Source organism: Curtobacterium sp. PvP017 (assembly GCF_054060195.1).
In genome coordinates, this window is sequence record NZ_JBSSCY010000003.1 from 242,239 (window position 1) to 263,869 (window position 21,631).

A 21,631-nucleotide genomic window follows, 5' to 3' on the forward strand; every position below is an offset into this window, starting at 1 on the left:
GCAGGGCGGTACCTCGTCGACGCGGTGCACGGCGTCGGCCCCCTCAGGAAGGCGCCCACACCATGACCTCACCCTTCGACCTGTCCGGCAGGACCGCCCTCGTCACCGGCGGCAACCAGGGGCTCGGACGGGCGTTCGCGTTCGGCCTCGCCGAGGCCGGTGCCCGCGTCGCGATCGTCGGGCGGTCGGCCGAACGCAACGCCCGGGTCGCCGCCGAAGCCGCGGACGCCGCCCACGACTTCGTCACCATCACGGCGGACATCACCGACGGCGCGCAGGTGACGCGCATGACCGAGGAGGCGATGACCGCCCTCGGTCGGATCGACGTGCTCGTGAACAACGCCGGCACGTGCCACCACCGGGACGCGTTCGACGTCCCCGACAGTGAGTGGGACGACGTGTTCGACCTGAACGTCCGTGCGCTCTGGAAGACGTCGACCGCCGTCGGCGCGCACATGCGCGACGCCGGGTCGGGCTCGATCGTGAACATCGGCAGCATGTCGGGCCTCATCGTGAACCGGCCGCAGTGGCAGCCGGCGTACAACGCGTCGAAGGCCGCCGTGCACCACCTGACGAAGTCGCTCGCGGTCGAGTGGGCGCAGTACGGGATCCGCGTGAACGCCGTCGCCCCGGGGTACGTGAAGACCGAGATGGCCCCGGTGGACTCCCCGGAGTTCCGGCGGTACTGGATCGAGGACGCGCCGCAGCAACGGTTCGCCCTGCCCGAGGAGATCGCCCCGAGCGTCGTGTTCCTGGCGAGCGACGCGGCGTCGTTCATCACCGGGTCGGTCCTCGTCGCGGACGGCGGCTACAGCGCGGTCTGAGCCGGTTCGGCCACCGGCGTGCCCGCGCGGGTCGTCGCGCGTGCCATGCCGAAGCCGACCAGCAGGGCGGCGACGACCGTCAGGACGGCACCCGCGACGGTGATGCCGCCCTCGAAGGCGGCCAGCCGGGCCGCCGTCCACGACGTCGAGGCGATGCTGCCGGGCACGAGCAGCGCCAGGACCGTCCCGGTCGCCGTGATGCCCACCGCGGTCGCGAGCTCGCTCGAGGTGTCGACGAGCGCCGCCCCGACCGACGTCCGGTTCGACGGCAGGCCCTGGAGCACGTTGTTGCCCGCGACGACCCCGACGACCCGCATGCCCGCGGCGACCAGGACGAGTGCCGCGGCGACCCAGCCGTACCCGGCACGCCCGCCGACGGTGAAGAGCGCGAGTCCGGCCACGACGGCACCGGCGCTCAGCCAGGCCGCGCGACCGAGGCCCACCCGCTGCACGAAGGGGCCGACGAACCGTCCGGAGGCCAGGAGCACCACAACCTGCGGCAGCGTCGCCGCCGCGGCCAGCGCCGGCGACCAGCCCCAGGCGAACTGCAGCTGCAGCGTCACCAGGTACGACAGCCCGGAGACCGCGAGTCCGGAGGCCGCCTTGTACGCCAGACCGCTCGCGACGAGCGGACGGGCGAGCAGGCGCAGGTCGAGCAGCGGCTGTGCCGCGGTGCGCTCCCGCTGCACGAAGGCCGCCACCGCCGCGACCGTCACGACGACCCCGGTCCACCCCGGCCAGGAGGCGCTGCCCGCCTCCGCGAAGAGGGTGGGCGTCCCGAGTGCACCGACCAGGGCCGTGGTGCCGAACAGCGCGCCGATCACGTCGATCCGGTCGGGGTGCAGGTCCTCCGGTCGGTCAGCGGGGACGCCGGTCCGGATGCCGATGAACGCGAGCGCCGCGATCGGGACGTTCACGAGGAGCAGGGCCTGCCACGGCGCCACCGCGAGGGCGAAGCCGCCCGCCGTCGGTCCGACCGCGAGCCCGACGAGGCCGGCGGTGGAGATGACCGTCAAGGCGCGGACGCGCAGGGCCTCGGTGTCGAAGAGCCGGAAGGCCAGGGCCATCGACCCGGGCGTCGTCATGGCCGCGGCGAGCCCCATGAGCGCGCGGACCGCGACGAGTTCGCCGGTCGTGGTGACGAGGGTGGTCGCCAGGGCGGAGAGCGCGAGCAGCACCAGACCGACGAGCATCACCCGACGTCGGCCGAACCGGTCGGCGACCGCGCCGAACAGGAGCATGAGGGCGCCGAAGACGACCGAGTAGGCACCGGTGACCCACTGCAGGCCGGTCGTCGACGCGTGGAGTTCGCGGCCGATGGTGGGGAGGGCGACGTTCAGCACCGAGTTGTCGAGCATCTCGAACAGGAAGACCGCGGACAGGCCGGTGAGGGCGATCCCGGCGTCGCGGAGCCGGGCGGGGGAACGGGTGGACACGGGCACTCCTTCGATGAAGAAGTGGCGACTCGTCCGAGACCGCGTGTGCTTGCCTCGTCCGTTCAGGAGCGAGGCGTTTTGCCCTCTGCGAGGACCATACGTCCCGCGGGACGTGCGGTGCAAGCGCGCCGGGTCGAGGGCGCCTCGGTCAGCGGACGCTGTCGAAGGACGCCTGGTGCGCGGCCACCTCGTCGCGGTGGGCTTCCGACCAGCGCTTGAGCTGCCGCACGGTGCCGTGCAGCGAGAGCCCCAGATCCGTGAGTTCGTACGTCACCGTCACGGGCACCGTCGCCGTCGCCGTGCGGACGACGAGGCCGTCGCGTTCGAGCGACTTCAGCGTCTGCGACAGCATCTTCGGACTCACGCCCGCCAGGACGCGACCGAGTTCGGAGTACCGCATCGGCCTCGGGTCGCCGTCGCACTCCGGGCCGCTCCCGAGTGCCGACAGCACGAGCGTCACCCACTTGCCGGAGACCCGTGCGAGCAGCTGCTGGCTCGGGCAGGCTGCCAGGTAGGCGTTGTACTGCGCCTTGGCGTCAGCTCGTTGCTCGGCGGCGGTCGTGGTCGGCACAGGGCTCCACGGGTAGCAACGCACTTCTGGGTAACTCCTTCCGAACGGGAAGCAGTTCGTCAAGAGTGGAACACGAGCAACCGCTCCACAAGTCCTCGAAGGAGATCCGATGACCACCACCACCCCGCGCCTGCCGGGCGGCACCTGGACCCTCGGCGACCGGCTGGTGTCACGCTTCGGCTACGGCGCGATGCAGCTCACCGGTCCATGGGTCGTCGGGCCGCCGAAGGACCACGACGAGGCCGTCGCCGTGCTCCGGGACGCCGTCGCCGGCGGCATCACGCACATCGACACCGCCGAGACGTACGGCCCCCGTGTCGTCAACGAGCTGCTGCACGAGGCGCTGCACCCGTACGACGACGGCCTCGTCATCGCGACCAAGGTCGGCGCGCGGCGGGACGCCCGAGGCGGTTGGCCGACTGCTCGGGAACCCGACCAACTGCGTGCGCAGGTTGACGACAACCTCGAGACGCTCGGCGTCGACGTGCTGGACCTCGTCAACCTGCGGCTGGGCGACGCGGACGGTCCGGTCGCGGGCCCGATCGCCCCGGCGTTCGAGACGCTGGTCGACCTGCAGCAGCAGGGCATCATCCGGCACCTCGGCGTGAGCAACGCCACGCCGGACCAGGTGGACGAAGCGCGTGGGATCGCTCCGATCGTGTCCGTGCAGAACATGTACAACCTCGCCAACCGGCAGGACGATCCGCTCATCGACCGTCTCGCCGCCGAGGGAGTCGCCTACGTGCCGTTCTTCCCGCTCGGTGGCTTCTCTCCGCTGCAGTCCGAGGTGCTCTCGACCGTGGCGGCACGAATCGGGTCGACGCCGATGTCCGTCGCCCTGGCATGGCTGCTGCGCCGGTCCCCGAACATCCTGCTGATCCCGGGCACGTCGTCGCGGGCGCACCTGAGCGAGAACATCGAGGGTGCCACCGTCGTGCTGAGCGACGACGACCTGCTCGACCTCGAGGGCATCGGCGGCTGAGCCCGACCCGTACCCCGCTGTGTCCGTTACGGTGCTCGTGGGCGGCATCGGCGCCGCCCGGGAGGCAGGACCGATGACGGACCACGCGGCCACGGCGGCCCAGGAGTTCCTCCGCACGCACGACGAACGGCTCCGCGCCCTGGTCGACCGGGTGGTGCCGGCGGACGAGTACCCGTCGGCGTCCGAGGCCGGCGCGCTCGACTTCCTGGCCGGGATCCTGGTCGACCGGCCGGACTGGCTGGACCGCCTCCGGGTCGTCCTCGAGCACGCGGACGACCACGACCGCGCCGACGGCGTCGACGAGCAGGATCCGGACTGGACCTGGTTCGCCGAGCTCGTCGCCGCGGGCTACTACGCCGACGCAGGCAACGGCGGGAACGCGGGGGAGCGGTCCTGGGAGATGGTGGGGTGGCAGCCCGGTCCGCCGGACGGCTGGAGCGTGCCGGTACCGGTACCGACCGCCGTCCCCTCGGTCGTGCACCCGTCGCAGCTGGCCGACCGGTACGACGCGGTCGTCGTCGGGTCGGGCGCCGGCGGGGGCGTCGCCGCGTGCGGGCTCGCCGAGTCCGGGCGGCGCGTGCTCGTCATCGAGGCCGGTGGGTGGCCCGGCAGCGCGGACCTCAGCCGAGACCACATCCGGAACCCGCGGTCGAGCTGGGGCGTCGCACCGCTGTCCGGGCCGCCGGACGTCGGGAACCCGCGCACGGTGGCGGACGGGCGGGAGCTGCTGGTGCTCCGGCCGTCGTCGCCGGGGTGGCACAACAACGCGGCCACGGCCGGGGGCGGCACCCGGGTCTACGGCGCACAGGCATGGCGGTTCGGACCGCGGGACTTCACGATGGCGTCGACGTACGGGGTGCCGGACGGCAGCAGCCTGGCCGACTGGCCGTTCGGCTACGACGAACTCGAGCCCTGGTACGAGCGCGCCGAGTGGGAGGTCGGGGTCAGCGGGGGCGACGTCGACGGTCCGTGGTCCGGGGAGCGCTCGCGCGCGCGACCGATGCCACCGCTGCCGTCCGGGGCAGCGCGGGACCGGCTCGCCGCCGCCGCGGACACCCTGGGCATCTGGACGGTGCACGTCCCGCTCCTGATCAACTCGACGCCGTACCTGGGCCGCCGGGCCTGCGAGCAGTGCGGCATGTGCGTCGGCTTCGCGTGCCCGGTCGACGCCAAGAACGGCAGCCAGAACACCATGCTGACCCGCGCGTTCGCCACCGGGAACGCGTCGATCGTGCTCGAGGCCCGCGTCGCCCGGCTGCGGACGGACGGCGCGGGTCGTGTGGTCGGCGTCACGATCGTCGGCACGGTCGACGGCCACGACTGGCGGACCGACGTGGACGCGGCCGAGGTCGTGGTCGCGGCCGGGGCGGTGGAGTCGGCACGACTCCTGCTGAACAGCCGGAGCGACCAGGAACCCGACGGCATCGGCAACGGCGCGGACCAGGTCGGTCGGCACCTGCAGGGTCACGTCTACGGCGGCGCGATGGGGGTCTTCGACGACGTGGTGGACGACGGTCTCGGACCGGGACCGTCGATCGCCACCACCGACTACCGGCACGGCGTGCCCGGGCAGATCGGTGGCGGGATCCTGGCGAACGAGTTCATCGCGACGCCGTCGAACACCTACCAGTACCTCGTCGGCACGGGGCTCGTCCCACGCTCCGGGCTCGACGGCAAGCACGCGATGCGGGACCTGGCGCGGCGCAGCATGCGGATCATGGGGCCGATCCAGGAGGTCACCACGGCCGACGCCCGCGTCCGGGTGGACCCGGCCGTGACGGACCGGTACGGCATCCCGGTGGCGTCGTTCAGCGGTGGCGTCCACCCCGAGGACGTCCGCGCACGCGACCACACCAGCGCTCGCAGCGGCGACTGGCTGCGAGCCGCCGGCGCCACCCGCGTCGCCGAGCTGCACGGCCCGGTCCACGGCACGAGCGGCGGACAGCACCAGGCCGGCACGCTCCGGATGGGGGCGGACCCGGCGACGTCGGTGGTCGATCCGTCCGGCCGGGTGTGGGGGCACGACAACCTGCGCGTCGCCGACGGCTCGGTGCACGTCACGAACGGCGGCGTCAACCCGGTCCTGACCATCCTGGCGACCGCGATGCGGACGGTCGACGCAATGGTCGCGGACCGTCCGTGACCACACGACCGCGCCCCCACCGATACGGTGGCGTCCGTGACCGACGACCCTGAAGCCGCCATCGCCCAGCACGTCCACGATGCCTGGGACGGTTCCCTGCGGCTCGTGCACATCACGATCTCCGACGAGGACGGCGACGCCTACCCCGGGCAGGACGTCGACCGGTGGGTGATCGACGTCCGGGTGCCGATCACCGACGACGAGGCAGAGGCGGTGTCGGTCGCCGAGGTCACCGCCTACACGAGCCGGTCGCCGGAGTCGGTCGAGGCGCTGGTGCTCGGCTACCAGGTGTCCGACGTCGACGGGGACTTCGCCGCCGCGATCGTCGTCCCCGACGCCACCGGCGAGACCTTCCTGTCGCTGCAGACGCACGCAGCCGAGATGCTCGGCAAGCCGGACCTGCTCGCGCTGGACCGGGTCACCGTGCGTCCGGCCTACCGCGGGCTGCCCGGGCTCGTCCCCGCCCTGGTCGACGCCGTGCGGCGTGGTCCCGCCGGTCGCTCGGCATCGTGGGTGCTGGCGGACCCCTCGGTCTGGAACGTGCCGTTCGGTGACCAGGACCGTGCGGCCGGCGAGTTCGTCCAGTGGGCGGACACGACCGTGCTCGCATCGATGAACGCGGACCACGAGGACCTGGAGCGGTTGGCCGCCGTGCCCCCGGCCGGCGGCGTCGTCATGGGTTCCCGATCGGACGAGGTGCACCTCGGCGACGCGCTGGACGAGGCGTTGGCGCGCCCGGCGATCGCGGTGGCGTTCGACCTGCCGCCGAAGCTGCCGGCGAGCATCTGGGCAGCCGCCCCCGAGGACGTGCACGGCGTGCACCCCGACGAGACCACGGGCTCCATCACCGTCGAGACGCACGACGAGCAGCTCGAGGTCGTCGGCTCGCCGGGCACGGCGCCGCAGCTGGTAGGGACCTCGGCCTCGGCCGACGCCGCGACGCAGGACTGGCTCCGCGCCGTGCACAAGCGGTGGTGGCAGTACGAGCCCGGACTGCACGACCGCATCCACGAGGTCGTCGACGAGTACCTGACGTCCGGCGAGATCGAGTCCGTCACCGACGAACGCGCCCCGCACCTGCACGCACCGGACCTGCCCGTGTTCCGCACCGAGTGGCCCGGCATCGGTGAGGTGCACCTGGAGCCCCTCGGCGAGGACACCGAGCCCGTCGTGTACGACGCCGTGCTCGAGGTCGGCGACAGCCACGACCACATCGGCGCCGTCATCGTGCACGAGTCCGGACACGTCCGTGCGTCCCTGCACGACGAGTGGAACCCCGGCCTGGCGGACGTGGGTGGCGCGCTCACCCACCTGATCAGCCTCGGGGCGGGGGAGTTCTTCGCGGACGCGCTGCACGACGAACTGTCGGCCGGTGCCGAGCACGCGATCCTGACGGGTGACGTGCGCGGACACTGAACCGATCGGGTGTGCCGGGCTGGACGGCCCGGCAGACGTTCACCCGAGCCGGGCCGTCAGGCTGCGCAGGTGCGCCCGCGTCCGAGCTGCCGCAGCGGCGGGATCCCGGTCGGCGATGGCGTCGACGATGTCGTCGTGCACGTCGCGGTCGGCCTCGCTGCCGTACGCACCGTCGATGCGGAGCAGCTCGATCATCGCTTGACGGCTGCGCGGCGTGAAGCCGTCGAAGAGCTCGGTGAGCAGCGGGCTGTGCGCGGCGACCACGATCGCGCGGTGCAGCGCCGTGTCCGCGTCGACGTGCTGCTCGATCGAGGCGCGTCGTTCCTGGCGGTGGTCGACCGCGCGCCGCATCGCGCGGAGTTCGGCCGGGGTCCGCCGTTCCGCGGCCAGGGACGACGCCTCGACCTCGATCGCGATGCGAGCCTCGACCACGGCGGTGATGTCCGCGTGGCGGAGCACGTCGTCGAGACCGTCCTGGACGTCGAGTGCGGTGACGAACACCCCGGCACCCTGCCGCGAGGCCAGCACGCCCCGGCCGGCGAGGTGCCGGATGGCTTCGCGCACCGTCGAGCGACCGACGCCGAGCTGCGGTGCCAGCGTCGTCTCGCCGGGGAGCTTCGCTCCGAGGACCCACTCGCCGTCACGGATGCGGGCGAGCAGAACGTCGGCCGCCTGTTCGGCGAGTGGTTCGCGGCGGACCGGTGTCATGTGCCCATCCTGCCGCATCGTACGGAACACCTCCACTTGTCTGAGGAGTGGTGCTACGGTCGTCACGACAGCAGCACGAGGAGCCCCATGACCACCACCACTCCCACCGTCGCGACCCAGCCGTGGAACCGACAGCGTTCGTCCCCGATGCCGTCGCACCGGTACCGTGACGTCTCCGAGCGGGTCGCCGTCCCGCTCACCGACCGCACCTGGCCGACGCGGTCGCTCACCACCGCGCCGCTCTGGGTGCCCGTCGACCTGCGCGACGGCAACCAGGCACTCGCGGAGCCGATGGACCCCGAGCGCAAACGGCGCTTCTTCGAACTCATGGTGCGGATGGGCTACAAGGAGATCGAGGTCGGCTACCCGTCGGCGTCCGAGACCGACCACGCGTTCGTCCGGCTGCTCGCCGAGACCGACCTCGCGCCGGAGGACGTCACGATCGTCGTGTTCACCCCGGCCAGGCGTGACCTGATCGAGCGGACGGTGGAGTCGATCCGCGGCATCACCAACGACGTCGTCGTCCACATGTACACCGCGACGGCCCCGATGTGGCGGGATGTCGTGCTCGGCAAGGACCGGGACGAGCTGCGCGAGATGATCCTCGCCGGCGGCCGCGACGTGCTCGAGTTCGCGGGGCACCTGCCGAACGTCCGGTTCGAGTTCTCACCGGAGGTCTTCAACCTGACCGAGCCGGACTTCGTCCTGGAGGTCTGCGACGCCATGACCGAACTCTGGGACGCCAGACCAGAGCGTCCGGTGGTCATCAACCTGCCGGCGACGGTCGAGATCGCGACGCCGAACGTGTACGCCGACCAGATCGAGTGGATGCACCGCAACCTGGCCCGGCGCGACGGGGTGATCCTGTCGGTGCACCCGCACAACGACCGGGGGACCGGCATCGCGTGCGCCGAGCTCGCGGTGCTCGCGGGGGCGCAACGCGTCGAGGGCTGCATCTTCGGCAACGGCGAACGGACCGGCAACGTGGACATCGCCACCCTCGCGCTCAACCTGCACGCGCAGGGCATCGACCCGATGATCGACTTCTCCGACATCGACGACGTCCGACGGACGGTCGAACACGCCACCCGCATCGAGCTGCACCCGCGACACCCCTACGTCGGCGATCTGGTGCACACCGCGTTCAGCGGCACGCACCAGGACGCCATCCGGAAGGGGTTCGCCGAACACCGGGCCCGCGCTGCCGCCGAGGGCCGCCCCGAGTCGGAGACGGCGTGGCGCGTGCCGTACCTGCCGATCGACCCGGCGGACCTCGGCAGGGACTACGACGCGGTCATCCGGGTGAACTCGCAGTCCGGCAAGGGCGGGATCGCACACCTGCTCGAGACGGCATCGGGCATCGAGCTCCCGCGGCGGCTGCAGATCGACTTCGCACGACGTGTCCAGCGCCACGTCGACGGAACGGGGGCCGAGGTCGACGGCCCGGAGCTCCTCGAGCTGTTCGAGCGGAGCTACGAGCGGACGCCCGACGGCACGGCGGACATCGAGCTGGTGGCGATCGAGACGGCGCACGGCGCCGACACCCACACCGAGCTCACCCTGCGGGTCGACGGAACCGAACACCACGGGACCGCCGTCGATGTCGGCCCGGTCGAGGCGGTCGTCGACCTGCTCGCTGCGTGCGACATCGTGGTCGACATCGTCTCGCTGCACCAGACCTCACGGACGACGGGCAGCGCCAGTGCGGCACTGACCCTGCTCGAGTACCGCGACGGGACCGGGGTGCACTGGGCAGCGGGTCGAGACCGGTCGGTGCTCACCGCGAGCGTGGAAGCGGTGCTCCAGGCCGCGCGAGCGATCCGTTCGGCTCAGACCGGCCGGTAGATCGCGATCGGCGGAGCCTGGTCGTCCCCGTCGTCGTGCGCGCCCCCGGTGGCGAGCCAGGTCCGCCCCTCGTGCTCGATCGTGGTCGGCAGGTCGCCGTGCACCAGGATGCGGATGGCGGGGGCGTCGCCGTCGATCAGGTCGACGCCGTGGGCCTCGGTCCCGCCCGGGTTGTCGTGCACGTAGCTCATGCACCGATCGAACTCCTCCCCGCCTGATGACCGCCATCGCCGCCCAGAACGGCGCCTCGTGACGACCGGACACGCCCGGATCTGGCGAAGAACACGTCCCGGTGCCCGGGATCGGGTACAGTCGACTCCGCACGGCCGACACGGCGTGCGAATGCGGATGTGGCGCAGTGGTAGCGCATCACCTTGCCAAGGTGAGGGTCGCGAGTTCGAATCTCGTCATCCGCTCGGACAGGACACGACCCCCGGGGTTGCTCGACGGAGCAGCACCGGGGGTTTCGTCGTCTCCGGGCACCGCACGCGGTGCTTCCGGGGGCGCAGGCTTCGGGTACCCGCGCCCACCGGACGCAGAGGCCACGCTGCCCCGAGTGGAGACGCCGGGTGGGTGGCCCAGCGATGTCCCGAAGAGTGATCCGGAGCATCGCCGTCGACGGATTGGGCCCCAGTTCGGGTCGTGCGGAAAGCCGCAAGAACTCCGCAGGACACGCCACTGTGGGTTGCTCTAGCCGAGTCCCTCGGGTGAAGAGGCCGCCGCGGCCCGGGTGCCCGGCAGCCCGACCCACCGGGTCGCCCCGGCATCCACGACCGTCACGAGCACGGTGTCGCAGTCGCGACAGCGGGCGACGGAGCCCATCGCCGTGCGGTGGACCGCGGTGCGCGCGACCGAGCCGAGCGAGCCGCAGCCCGCACAGCAGAGCACCGTCACGGTCGGCTCCGGACCGAGCACCTCGGACAGGACGCCCGCGAGCGCGTTGCCGTCGACGACCGTCATCAGCTGCCCCCGAAGCGTTCGGCACGGAGGTCGGTGGTGTCGTGCCCGAGCTCGGCGAGCCAGCGGAGCACCTGCTCGACGAAGGGCGTCGACCCGCACACGTAGACGAGGGCTCCGACGTCCGGCGGGAAGACCGCGGCGGCGAGGGCGTCGCGGGTCAGTCGCCCCGCGGGCACGTCGGACCCGGGGGGAGCGGTCCGGCTGTACACGGTGGTGACCTCGAGCGGGGCGTCGGAGCCGACGGCCCGGTCGAGTTCCGCACGGAAGAAGACGTCGTCGGGAGTCCGGACGGCGACGAGCAAGCGGAACGGGGCGGGGTCCCCGGCCTCGGCGTGCGCGGTGACCATGGCGACGAGCGGCACGATGCCCGATCCGCCGGCGATCAGCTGCACCGGTCGGGTGGACCCGCCGGGACGCCACACGAACCACCCGCCGAGGGGACCGTGCACCTCGAGCGCGTCGCCCACCTCGACCGCGTCGACCAGGAACGGGGACACCTCGCCGCCCTCGACGCGGTCGACGGCGAGGACGACGTCGGTGCCGTCGCCGGCCGAGGCGATCGAGTAGGACCGGGAGGCCTGGTAGCCGTCCTCGGCCGTGAGTCTGAGATCCAGGTGCTGGCCGGGGTCGTTCCCCGGCCACGTCGGCACGTCGAGGACGACCCGACGTGCGTTCGGGGTCTCACGCTCGACCGACGCAACCGTCGCGGGGTGCCAGGCCGGCCGCCTGCGCACCGCAGGGCGGACGGCGGGGCCGGGCCGGGCCTCCAGGTCGGTGTCGGGAACCGTCACCAGTACCGCTCTTCCTTCCACGGGTCGCCGTGCAGGTTGTACCCCGCGTTCTCCCAGAAGCCCGGCTCGTCGTCCGCCTGCATGACGATCCCGCTCACCCACTTCGCGCTCTTCCAGAAGTACAGATGCGGCACCAGCAGGCGGGCCGGTCCGCCGTGTTCGGGTTCGAGCGGTTCGCCGTCGGCCTCGAACGCGATCCACGCCTTGCCGTCCAGCAGCTCGTCGAGCGGGACGTTGGTCGTGTACCCGCCGGTGCTGTGCACCATGCAGAAGTCCAGCGAGGTCTCGACGTCCTCGAACAGGCGGTCGAGGGGGACGCCGCGCCAGGGCATGTCGAGCTTGGTCCAGTGGGTGACGCAGTGGATGTCGACGGTGACGTCCTCGACACCGAGCGCGTGCACCTCGTCCCACGTCCAGGTGTGCAGCCCGTTCTCGGTGCGGATCGAGAAGGTCCACGACTCGGGCTCGATCTCGGGTGTGGCTCCGGCCGACAGCACCGGCCAGTCGCGCACCAGGGTCTGGCCGGGCGGGATGCGGGTGTCGTCGCGGTCGGCCCGGCGGCCACCGAACCCCCTGGTGAACGTCGCCATGATCCTCCTCGGACGGGATGCTCCGATCATGCACCGCACCAGGGGCGTCCGTGTAACGACTTCGTAAACACTCGGTCCGACGAGGGCCAGGACTTGGGGGATCGCCGGTCTCCCTCTATCGTTCACCGGAACGATTACAGGAGGGGTCACCCCGAATGCAGCCCATCGTCCCCGAACCCCGGAACGCCCGCGGCCCGAGCCGTCGAGCGCTCCTCACCGGTGCCGCCGGTCTCGCCGGCCTCGGCCTGCTCACGCTCACCGGGTGCAGCTCCGGAGCGAACGCCGGCACCCCCACGATCCCCGAAGCGGCGGCCACCGGTGTGGCCCGACGCGGCGGTCGTCTGCGCATCGCGCGCCCGGCCGCCTCGGCCGCCGAGACGCTCGACTCCGCCAGCTCGCTGTCGGCCTACGAGTACCTCGGCGCGCTGTACAACCGGCTCGTCAAGCTCGACGAACAGGGCACCACCGTGCCCGACCTCGCCGAGGAGTGGTCCGCGAACGCCGACGGCACCGAGTGGACGTTCTCGCTCCGTCGCGGCGTGACCTTCCACGACGGCTCGCGCTTCACCGCGGACGACGCGATCGCGAGCATCCGGCACATCCTCGACGAGAAGACCGGCAGCCCGCAGGCCGGTGTCCTCGGCGAGGTGATGGACGCCGACTCGATGCGCGCGACCGACCCGTACACGCTGCGGTTCTCGCTGACCAAGCCGAACGCCGAGTTCCCGTCGCTGCTGACCGCCTACCAGTGCTACATCGTGCCGGCGGCCGCGATCACCGACATCGGCCGGACCGGGATCGGCACCGGGCCCTTCAGGCTCTCGTCGTTCACGCCCGCCGGTGCCGGCAGCGTCGAGGCGTTCGACGACCACTTCGCCGGCCGCCCCGCGCTGGACGGCATCGACTTCTACTCGATCCAGGACACCACGGCCCGGGTGAACGCGCTGCTCGCCGGGCAGATCGACCTGATCTCGCAGACGAACCTGGACTTCGCGACCGCGCGGGTGGTCTCGGCCTCCGATCGCGCCACCGTCGCCCGGTCGAAGAACGCCCAGTGGTACACGATCCCGATGCTCGCCACGAGCGACGAGTTCAGCGACCCGCGGGTGCGTCAGGCGATGAAGCTCGCCTACGACCCGCAGCAGATCGTCGACACCGCCCTGCAGGGCACCGGGTCGCCCGGGTGGGACAACCCGGTGCCGCCGCAGCTCGCCGCGTTCGTCGACGACCACCGCGAGTACGACCCGGACAAGGCGAAGGCGCTGCTCAAGCAGGCCGGCCACGAGGGGTTCCGGACGTCGATCTACACGTCCAGCTACGAGTCGGTGTTCACGCCGATGGCGGTCGCCTACCGCGACGCCGTCGCCGACGCGGGCATCCGCCTGACGGTCCGCAACGCGAGCTCGGACTCGTACTACACGCAGATCTGGATGCAGAAGCCGCTCATGGTGAGCTACTGGTTCACCGGTCGGCCGATCGACCAGCTGCTCAACCAGATCTTCCGCACCGGGTCGTCGTACAACGAGAGCGCGTGGTCGAACGAGACCTTCGACGGGCTGCTCGACGACGCCCGCGCCGAGATGGACGACGCCAAGCGCCTCAGCCTCTACCAGGACGCCCAACGGCTCGTCGTCGAGGACGGAGCCGACATGACGCCGATGTTCGGCGACCGGCTCGTGGGGCTCTCCCGCGACGTCGTGAACTACTCGGAGTACGGCTTCGAGTTCGACTACCTCCGGATCGGACTGCGCCGATGACGACCACGAACACGCCGTCGGACGTCCTCGTCCCCGTCCTCCGCCGGGCCGGCATCGCCGTGCTGACGGTGGTGCTCGCCTCGCTCTTCGTGTTCCTGGCCGTGCAGGCCCTGCCCGGCGACGTCGCGCAGCAGCTGCTCGGGCAGAACGCCACCCCGGACGCCGTCAAGCAGCTGCGCGAGACCCTCGGCCTCGACCAGAACGTGTGGCTCCGCTACCTGCAGTGGCTCGGTGGTGCGGTGCACGGTGACTTCGGCACCTCGCTCGTCAGTGGCGAGGCCGTCGCGCCGACGCTGTTCACGGCCTTCCGCAACAGCATGCTCATCGCCGTGCCCGCCATGCTCGTCGGTGTCACCGTGTCCCTCACGCTCGGCGTCCTCGCCGGGGTCCGTCGCGGTCGCCCGTCCGACAAGGTCATCTCGATCGTCAGCCTCGTCGTGATGAGCGTTCCCGAGTTCATGGTCGCGACCGTGCTCGTGCTCCTCTTCGCCATCGGCCTGCCGGTCTTCCCTGCCGTCGTGCTGCGGGGGAGCGATGCCACCGTCGGGGAGCTGCTGCCGACGATCTGGTTGCCGATCATCGTGCTCACCCTGGCGATGGCCGCGTACATCGTCCGCACCGCACGGTCCTCGACCATCGACGTGATGGCATCCGAGTTCGTCACCACCGCGGAGCTCAAGGGCCTGACGATGCGCCGCGTGGTCTGGAAGCACGCGGTGCCGAGCGCGCTGCTGCCGACGCTGAACGTCGTCGCGCTCAACGTCGCCTGGTTGCTCGGCGGGGTCGTCGTCGTCGAGAACGTCTTCAACTACCCGGGCATGGGCAAGCTCATGCTCGAGTCGGTCTTCAACCGCGACCTGCCGACGATCGAGGCGATCGCGCTCCTCAGCGCCGTCATCTACGTCGTCTGCAACCTCGCCGCCGACCTCGTCGCGCTCGCGCTCGACCCGAAGCTGCGGACCCGCCAGCGGCGACCCCGCACGCGCACCCGTCCGACGCGCAGCACCAGGAAGGCCGCCGCATGACCGCCATCGCCCCTCGCCGCCCCGGACGCGCCGTCCTCGCCGGCGCACTCGCGCCCCTGCGCGGCTCGACAGCGCTGAGCATCGGTCTCGGCCTCATCGCCCTGCACGTCGTGCTCGCGGTCCTCGCCCCGGTCATCGCCGGGCACGACCCGGTGGCCACGAACGCCGGCGACGTGCTCGCCGGGCCGACCTGGACGCACTGGCTCGGCACCGACCAGTACGGCCGTGACGTGCTGTCGCGGACGCTCAACGGCGGCCGGTACGCCCTGCTCGTCACGTTCCTGGCCACGACCATCGCGGTCGCCGTCGGCACCGTGCTCGGCTGCATCACGGCGTACGCGGACAACTGGTTCGACGAGGCCGTCATGCGCGTCGTCGACGCCCTGCTCAGCGTGCCGTCGATCCTCGCCCTGCTCGTCGTCGTCACGGTCTTCGACGCCGGGCTCTGGGTCATCGTCCTCGCCGTCACCGTCGTCTACGCGCCCGCCGTGACCCGCGTCGTGCGCGGTGCCGCCCGCACCGTCATCACGCAGGACTACGTGACGGCCGCCCGGGCCCGTGGTGAACGCGCGCTGTCGATCGTGTTCCGCGAGATCCTGCCGAACGTCCTCGACGTGGTGCTCGTCGAGTACGCCATGCGGGCCTCGTGGATCGTCCTGCTCGTCGCGTCGCTGTCCTTCCTCGGGTTCGGCGCGAACCCGCCGACCCCGGACTGGGGCCTGATGGTGCAGGAGAACCGCACCGCCCTGACCGTCGTACCGCTCGGGACGCTCGCGCCGATCGTCGCCCTGGCGACCCTCGTGATCGGGCTCAACCTCGCCGCCGACGGCCTGAGCAAGTCGCTCGGCGTCGACCGCGCCAAGCAGGGAGTGAGCGCATGACCGCCACCGACACCAGCGCCGCGTCGGCCACGACGGCGACCGCCCCGGGCCCGATCGTCCGCGTCGACGACCTCGCGATCTCCTACGCGGCCGGCAAGCGCCTGGTCCCCGTGGTCCGGGGCGTGTCCTTCGCGATCACCGCCGGCCGCACCCTCGGCCTGGTCGGGGAGTCCGGCAGCGGCAAGTCCACGGTCGCCCGGACGCTGCTGGCACACCTCCGTGCCGGCTCGACGATCGTCGGCGGCTCGGTCCGCGTCGGCGGTGACGACGTCTTCGCGCTGTCGCCGTCCGGTCGGCGCGAGCTCCGGGGTGGCGTCGCGTCCGTGGTGGCGCAGAACGCGGGCCAGGCCCTCACCCCGTCGATGCGCGTCGGCGAGCAGATCCGCGAGGCCCTCCGCGCCCACCGTGAGCCCGACGGCCCGGAACGGGTCCTCGAACTCGTCCGGTTGGTCCGGCTGCCCGACCCGGAGACGATCGTCCGCCGCTACCCGCACCAGCTCTCCGGCGGGCAGCAGCAGCGCATCGCCATCGCGATGGCCGTCGCCGCCCGCCCCCGGGTGCTCGTCCTCGACGAACCCACGACGGCGCTCGACGTCGTCACCCAGGCAGCCGTCCTCGACCTGATCGCGGACCTCGGCCGGCAGCTCGGCATGGCGGTCCTGCTCGTCAGCCACGACCTCGGGGTCGTGTCCGCGATGGCCGACGAGATCGCCGTCATGCGCGACGGCGAGATCGTCGAGCACGCCGCCACGGCGGCGCTCTTCGCCGCCCCGCAGCACGAGTACACGCGTGCCCTGCTGGCCGCGGTGCCGGACGGGCGGCGACCGGGAGGAACGGGGCGCGTGCCCGAGGACGCGACCGCCCCGGAGACGGTCGGCTCCACGGCCACCGGCACCGTGCCTCCCGACCGCTCCGCCCGTCGCGTGGTGACCGCGGACGACCTGGTGATCCGCTACGGCCGCGGCCTGCCGGCCGCCGTCGACGGCGTCTCGTTCACGATCGCCGAGCGCGAGACGCTCGCCGTCGTCGGCGAGTCCGGCAGCGGCAAGTCGACGCTCGCGACAGCGCTGGCCGGGCTGGTGCCCGCCGAGTCCGGCACCTTCACCTACGACGACGGCACCACGAGTGGGGATCTGCGCGAGCCGATCGCCGGACGAACGGCGGCACTGCGGCGCGCGGTGCAGCTCGTGTTCCAGAACGCCGACACCTCGCTCAACCCGCGGCGCACCGTGGGGGCGGCCATCGGGCGTCCGCTCAAGCTGTTCACGGGCGCCTCCTCACGACAGCGCGTCGGCGAGCTGCTCACCCAGGTCGGCCTCGGACCGGAGTTCGCCGACCGGCTGCCGGCCCAGCTGTCCGGTGGGCAGCGGCAGCGCGTCGGGATCGCGCGCGCCCTCGCCGCCGGGCCCTCGCTCGTGATCGCCGACGAGATCACCACCGCGCTCGACGTGCAGGTGCAGGCCGGGATCCTCGCGCTCCTCGCCGACCTGCAGCGCGAGCGTGGACTGAGCTGCCTGTTCATCAGCCACGACCTGGCCGTCGTCCGGGGCGTCGCCGACCGGGTCGCGGTGATGACCGGCGGCCGGATCGTCGAGATCGGACCGACCGAGCGGGTCTTCACCGGCCCGAACCACCCGTACACGTCGACGCTGCTCGCCGCGACGCTCGAACCGGGCAGCACCGTGCTGCCCGACGTCGGCGACGGTGTGCCGCGCTGGAAGCACGCCGAGGGCTGGACCGACCACGGCGACGGACACCGCACCCGCAACTGGGAGGACGCATGACCGACGGGGCCACTCCCGCCACCTTCACCGCCATCGGCGACGCGGGTTCGCTGCCCGAGGGCGTGACCGTCCGCGACGAGTGGATCCCGATGCCCGACGGCGTCCGGCTGCACACCCGGATCTGGTCGCCGGCGTCGCCCGACGGTCCGGTGCCCGTCCTGCTCGAGTACCTGCCGTACCGGCTCGACGACTGGACCGCGCCCCGCGACTCCGAGCGGCACCCCTGGTACGCCCAGCACGGGTACGCGTCGGTCCGGGTCGACATCCGGGGCAGCGGTTCGTCGGACGGGTTCTTCGACGACGAGTACAGCGAGCAGGAGCTCCGTGACGGCGAGGCCGTGATCGCCTGGCTCGCCGCGCAGGAGTGGTCGACGGGCGCCGTCGGCATGTTCGGCATCTCGTGGGGCGGGTTCAACGCCCTGCAGTTGGCAGCGCGGGCACCAGCGGCACTCAAGGCGATAGTCACGGTGTGCTCGACCGACGACCGGTACGACAACGACGTGCACTACGTCGGCGGCGCGGTGCTCGGCATCGACATGGCCGCGTGGGGCGCGACGATGTTCGCGTTCAACTCGCGACCACCGCGGCCCGAGGTCGTCGGCAGCGGCTGGGTCGACCGGTGGCGCGAGCGCCTCGAGGCGAACCGGCCGATGACGCCGGTGTGGTTGTCCCACCAGGAGCGCGACGACTACTGGCGGCACGGGAGTGCCGCCGAGGAGTACGGGAACATCGGCGCAGCCGTCCTGGCCGTCGGCGGCTGGGCGGACCCGTACCGCGACGCCGTGCTCCGACTGGTGTCGAACGTGCAGTCCCCGGTCAAGGGCATCGTGGGGCCGTGGTCGCACCAGTACCCGGACCGCGGTCTCGCACCCGGCCCGTCGATCGGGTTCCTGCAGGAGACGCTGCGCTGGTGGGACCGCTGGCTGCGGGACGAGGACACCGGGGTCGAGCAGGACCCCGCACTGCGGGCCTGGATCAACGACGGCGAAGCACCGGCGACGTACTACGCGTCCCGACGGGGTCGGTGGGTCGGCGCCGAGGCGTGGCCCTCCGCAGCGACCCACCGGCGCGTGCTGCCCCTCGCGACACTGCGCGGCGGTGGGGACGGCCCGGTCGTCGTCCGCTCGCCACAGCACACCGGTGCCGACGCCGGCCGGTTCTTCCCGTTCGGCAACGCGACCGACCTGCCACCCGACCAGCGTGCCGAGGACGGCCGATCCGTCTGCTTCGACCTGCCCGTCGGCAAGGCGTTCGACCTGCTCGGCAACGTCGTCGTCACGCTGTCGGTCACGAGCGACGAGCCCCGCGCCACCCTGACGGTGCGGTTGTGCGACGTCGCGCCGGACGGCTCCTCGACGCTCGTCACCCGCGGAGTGCTCAACGCGGCGAAGCGGGACGGGATGGACCGCAACGACCCGCTCGTCCCGGGAGAGACCGCGTCGCTGCCGGTGCAGCTGGTCGCGACCGGTCACCGGTTCGCCGCCGGGCACCGCCTGCGGATCGCGGTCTCGTCGTCGTACTGGCCCTGGGTCTGGCCGCACGGCACCGAGGCCACCCTCACGGTCGACCCGACGACGTCCGAGGTGTGCCTGCCGGTCTGGACGCGCGACACCGACGACGACGTGCGGTTCGACGAGCCGGAGCGGTCGACGCCGCTGGCGATCGAACGCGTTGCACCGACCGAGCGGCTGCCGCAACGCACGGTCACGCACGACGTCGAGTCGGGGGAGTGGACCCTCGACGTCGACCCCGGCTACGGCGGCGGACGGGTGTACCCGGACGGACTCGTGTTCAGCGAGGACGCCCGCGAGACGTACCGCATCCGGTCGGACGACCCGAACTCGGCCGTGGCTGCGTCGCGTTGGTCGATCGGCCTGGCGAAGCCGGAGTGGACGGCACGGCTCGAGACGTCGTCCGAGGTGACCGCCGACGCCGACGCCTTCCACGTCGTGAACACCGTCCGTGCCTGGGCTCGTGACGGCGGCCCCGACGTGGACGAGGTCCTGGTCACCGAGCAGACGTTCGTCGACGACGTCCCGCGGACCTCGGCATGACCGGCGCGGCAGCGGAGGCGGCGGGCGCGGCAGCGGAGACGGCCGGCGCGCCACCGCGGGTCCGGCAGCGTCCCGCCGTCCGGCGCGCGATGATCGTCGAGGCCGCCCGCGCCGTCATCGTCCGCAACGGCGTCGGGGCGACGGGCCTGCGGGACATCGCCGCCGAAGCCGGGGTGTCCGTCGGTACCGTGACCTACCACTTCGGCAGCGTGGCTGAGATCCTCAACGAGGTCGTCGTGCTCGAGACCGAGCGTTTCTACGGTGCGATCGTCATCGCCGTCGACGCCGAACCCGACCCCGTCGAGGCGCTGCGGATGCTCGTCACCCCGTTGTTCGGCGACACCGAGCAGGTCCGGCAGCACTGGCGGATCTGGTCCGACTACTGGACCGCGGTCGTCCGCCGGCCCGAGGTGGCCGCCGAGTACGCCGAACGGATCCGCGTCTGGGAGGCCTGCCTGGTCCGGGTGATCCGCCGCGGCGCCGATGCCGGGGTGTTCCGGGGTGGCGCCGAGCCCGTCGACCCGGACACCGTCGCCCTGAAGCTCGCGGCGTACAGCGACGGCGTCGCGACCCAGATCGCCCAGGGCGTCCCGGGGCTCACGAACACCGTCGCGCTGTCGTGGATGTGGACGTTCCTGGCGCACGAACTCGGCGTGCCGGCTGTGGACATCGCCGGAACCGGCCAGCAGCCCTTGTGATGAGGTAAGGCTTCCCTTACCGTTGCAGCATGGCACGGACCCGGCGACAGCCCACCGAACGCATCCTCATCGCCGGCGGCGTCGAGGACCTGTCGGAGATCCGCCGCCAGCTCGAGGACCTGCCGGAGAACGCGTACGGCCAGGTCTTCGTCGAGGTCGCCCTCGACGAGCAGGTCCGCATCCTTCCCGCTCCGCCCCGCGTGACCGTCACGTGGCTGGTCCGCAGTGCCCGCGCGTCCGCCGTGTCACCGCTCGTCTTCGCCGACCACGGTGAGGCACTCGCGCACGCCCTGACCGGGTGGGCCGCCGAGTGGTGCGTCGCCGACTGCGAACCGCGCACGAGCGTCTGGATCGGGTGCACCGACAGCCCCTGGGTCGAGCGCGCGCGGTCCGTCGTGCAGATCGAGCTCAGCGACGCCGGTTTCGACACCCTCGTCGGCTGACCGCCGCCGGTAAGGGCAGCCTCTACTTCCTTGCGGCATACAAGGGAAGGGGGCATGGTTGTGACCATCGGCAGCACCGAACTGGTCAGGACAGGCCCAGCGATCCGGTGTGACCACGACGCAGGAGGTTCAGACATGACCACGACCACCACCAGCACCACGACCACCACGTCCCCGTTCTCGACGACGCCGGAGCTCGCCGCCGGAGTGGCACAGTTCCTCGCCCCCGTCGTGATCGACCTCGAGGCACTCGTCGTCAACGGCAAGCAGGCGCACTGGCACGTCCGCGGCCGCAACTTCGTCGGCGTGCACGAGCTCCTCGACGACATCGTCGAGCACGCCCAGGCCTACGCCGACACCGCCGCGGAGCGCATCGTCGCCCTCGGCCTGCCGGTCGACTCGCGCATCGCGACCGTCGCCGCCAACACGACGCTGCCGCCGCTGTCGCAGGGCTTCCAGAACTCCGACGTCACCATCACCGAGGTCATCGCCCAGATCGACGCGGCCCTGCTCCAGGTCCGTCGCGCCGTCGAGGGCCTCGACGAGGTCGACCTCAACAGCCAGGACGTCGTCATCGAGATCGAGCGCGGTCTGACGAAGGAACGTTGGTTCCTGCAGGCGCACCTCGCCGCCTGAGTCGCGACCACCCACGGACGGGAGGCCCGGTGCCAGCTGGCACCGGGCCTCCCGTCCGTCTGCGGCCCCGTCTGCCCACCGCGACCC

20 protein-coding genes and 1 tRNA gene are annotated in these 21,631 nt (G+C 72.1%); 14 read left to right on the plus strand and 7 right to left on the minus strand.

What is annotated here, in order from left to right:
* The first annotated feature begins 62 nt into the window (after positions 1-62).
* Positions 63-824: an SDR family NAD(P)-dependent oxidoreductase gene (locus ACVKXF_RS08705; protein WP_456795479.1), complete on the plus strand. Its 762-nt coding sequence runs from the start codon at positions 63-65 to the stop codon at positions 822-824.
* On the opposite strand, the gene ACVKXF_RS08710 is transcribed toward ACVKXF_RS08705, so the two are convergent.
* On the minus strand, positions 809-2,260 hold the full coding sequence (locus ACVKXF_RS08710; protein ID WP_456795480.1) for an MFS transporter: 1,452 nt from the start codon (positions 2,258-2,260) through the stop codon (positions 809-811). The two genes, ACVKXF_RS08705 and ACVKXF_RS08710, sit on opposite strands and share 16 nt — an antisense overlap.
* 148 nt (positions 2,261-2,408) lie before the next feature.
* Positions 2,409-2,831 carry a winged helix-turn-helix transcriptional regulator gene (locus tag ACVKXF_RS08715; RefSeq protein WP_340196116.1) on the minus strand — a complete coding sequence of 141 codons (423 nt, stop codon included), beginning with the start codon at positions 2,829-2,831 and terminating at the stop codon, positions 2,409-2,411.
* A 109-nt stretch (positions 2,832-2,940) separates the two neighbouring features.
* Between ACVKXF_RS08715 and ACVKXF_RS08720 the strand changes: the two genes are divergently transcribed.
* From ACVKXF_RS08720 to ACVKXF_RS08730, 3 genes are all read left to right on the plus strand, one after another.
* A complete protein-coding gene (locus tag ACVKXF_RS08720; RefSeq protein ID WP_456795481.1) occupies positions 2,941-3,813 on the plus strand; it encodes an oxidoreductase in 873 nt (290 codons plus the stop codon).
* A 73-nt stretch (positions 3,814-3,886) separates the two neighbouring features.
* Entirely contained in the window at positions 3,887-5,956 is a 2,070-nt protein-coding gene (locus ACVKXF_RS08725; protein ID WP_456795482.1) for a GMC oxidoreductase, read from the plus strand.
* 36 nt (positions 5,957-5,992) lie between these two features.
* Positions 5,993-7,372 (plus strand): hypothetical protein, encoded by a 1,380-nt coding sequence (locus ACVKXF_RS08730; protein ID WP_456795483.1) that lies wholly within the window; start codon positions 5,993-5,995, stop codon positions 7,370-7,372.
* A 39-nt stretch (positions 7,373-7,411) separates the two neighbouring features.
* On the opposite strand, the gene ACVKXF_RS08735 is transcribed toward ACVKXF_RS08730, so the two are convergent.
* Positions 7,412-8,080, minus strand: a complete 669-nt coding sequence (locus ACVKXF_RS08735) for a FadR/GntR family transcriptional regulator (protein WP_456795484.1) — start codon at positions 8,078-8,080, stop codon at positions 7,412-7,414.
* An 87-nt stretch (positions 8,081-8,167) separates the two neighbouring features.
* Here ACVKXF_RS08735 and ACVKXF_RS08740 point away from each other — a divergent pair, with 87 nt between their 5' ends.
* Positions 8,168-9,925 (plus strand): 2-isopropylmalate synthase, encoded by a 1,758-nt coding sequence (locus ACVKXF_RS08740; protein ID WP_456795485.1) that lies wholly within the window; start codon positions 8,168-8,170, stop codon positions 9,923-9,925.
* On the opposite strand, the gene ACVKXF_RS08745 is transcribed toward ACVKXF_RS08740, so the two are convergent.
* The gene (locus ACVKXF_RS08745; protein ID WP_123312674.1) at positions 9,910-10,116 is read right to left on the minus strand and encodes a hypothetical protein; all 207 of its coding nucleotides are present in this window, start codon (positions 10,114-10,116) and stop codon (positions 9,910-9,912) included. The two genes, ACVKXF_RS08740 and ACVKXF_RS08745, sit on opposite strands and share 16 nt — an antisense overlap.
* A gap of 153 nt (positions 10,117-10,269) precedes the next feature.
* Here ACVKXF_RS08745 and ACVKXF_RS08750 point away from each other — a divergent pair.
* Positions 10,270-10,341, plus strand: a tRNA-Gly gene (locus ACVKXF_RS08750).
* A 274-nt stretch (positions 10,342-10,615) separates the two neighbouring features.
* Here ACVKXF_RS08750 and ACVKXF_RS08755 read toward each other — a convergent pair.
* Genes ACVKXF_RS08755 through ACVKXF_RS08765 form a run of 3 tightly spaced genes read right to left on the minus strand, consistent with a single transcriptional unit; the run spans position 10,616 to position 12,266 of the window.
* On the minus strand, positions 10,616-10,885 hold the full coding sequence (locus tag ACVKXF_RS08755) for a DUF6510 family protein (RefSeq protein ID WP_456795486.1): 270 nt from the start codon (positions 10,883-10,885) through the stop codon (positions 10,616-10,618).
* Complete coding sequence (locus tag ACVKXF_RS08760; protein ID WP_456795487.1) at positions 10,885-11,676, minus strand: ferredoxin reductase; 792 nt, start codon at positions 11,674-11,676, stop codon at positions 10,885-10,887. The genes ACVKXF_RS08755 and ACVKXF_RS08760 overlap by 1 nt, the downstream gene beginning before the upstream one ends.
* Entirely contained in the window at positions 11,673-12,266 is a 594-nt protein-coding gene (locus ACVKXF_RS08765; protein WP_123312671.1) for a molybdopterin-dependent oxidoreductase, read from the minus strand. Before ACVKXF_RS08765 ends, ACVKXF_RS08760 begins: the two co-directional genes overlap by 4 nt.
* A 155-nt stretch (positions 12,267-12,421) precedes the next feature.
* On the opposite strand from ACVKXF_RS08765, the gene ACVKXF_RS08770 reads away from it, so the two are divergent.
* From ACVKXF_RS08770 to ACVKXF_RS08805, 8 genes are all read left to right on the plus strand, one after another.
* On the plus strand, positions 12,422-14,023 hold the full coding sequence (locus ACVKXF_RS08770; RefSeq protein WP_123312670.1) for an ABC transporter substrate-binding protein: 1,602 nt from the start codon (positions 12,422-12,424) through the stop codon (positions 14,021-14,023).
* Positions 14,020-15,048, plus strand: coding sequence for an ABC transporter permease (locus ACVKXF_RS08775; protein ID WP_456795488.1), 1,029 nt, complete (start codon positions 14,020-14,022; stop codon positions 15,046-15,048). Before ACVKXF_RS08770 ends, ACVKXF_RS08775 begins: the two co-directional genes overlap by 4 nt.
* Positions 15,045-15,929, plus strand: coding sequence for an ABC transporter permease (locus tag ACVKXF_RS08780; RefSeq protein WP_123312668.1), 885 nt, complete (start codon positions 15,045-15,047; stop codon positions 15,927-15,929). The genes ACVKXF_RS08775 and ACVKXF_RS08780 overlap by 4 nt, the downstream gene beginning before the upstream one ends.
* On the plus strand, positions 15,926-17,713 hold the full coding sequence (locus ACVKXF_RS08785; RefSeq protein ID WP_456795489.1) for a dipeptide ABC transporter ATP-binding protein: 1,788 nt from the start codon (positions 15,926-15,928) through the stop codon (positions 17,711-17,713). Before ACVKXF_RS08780 ends, ACVKXF_RS08785 begins: the two co-directional genes overlap by 4 nt.
* Positions 17,710-19,767: a CocE/NonD family hydrolase gene (locus ACVKXF_RS08790; protein WP_456795490.1), complete on the plus strand. Its 2,058-nt coding sequence runs from the start codon at positions 17,710-17,712 to the stop codon at positions 19,765-19,767. The genes ACVKXF_RS08785 and ACVKXF_RS08790 overlap by 4 nt, the downstream gene beginning before the upstream one ends.
* Positions 19,764-20,465, plus strand: a complete 702-nt coding sequence (locus ACVKXF_RS08795; protein ID WP_456795491.1) for a TetR/AcrR family transcriptional regulator — start codon at positions 19,764-19,766, stop codon at positions 20,463-20,465. The genes ACVKXF_RS08790 and ACVKXF_RS08795 overlap by 4 nt, the downstream gene beginning before the upstream one ends.
* Positions 20,466-20,494: 29 nt before the next feature.
* Positions 20,495-20,908: an SIP domain-containing protein gene (locus ACVKXF_RS08800; protein ID WP_123312665.1), complete on the plus strand. Its 414-nt coding sequence runs from the start codon at positions 20,495-20,497 to the stop codon at positions 20,906-20,908.
* Between the two features lie 135 nt (positions 20,909-21,043).
* Positions 21,044-21,544 (plus strand): Dps family protein, encoded by a 501-nt coding sequence (locus tag ACVKXF_RS08805; protein ID WP_456795492.1) that lies wholly within the window; start codon positions 21,044-21,046, stop codon positions 21,542-21,544.
* Positions 21,545-21,631: the final 87 nt, after the last annotated feature.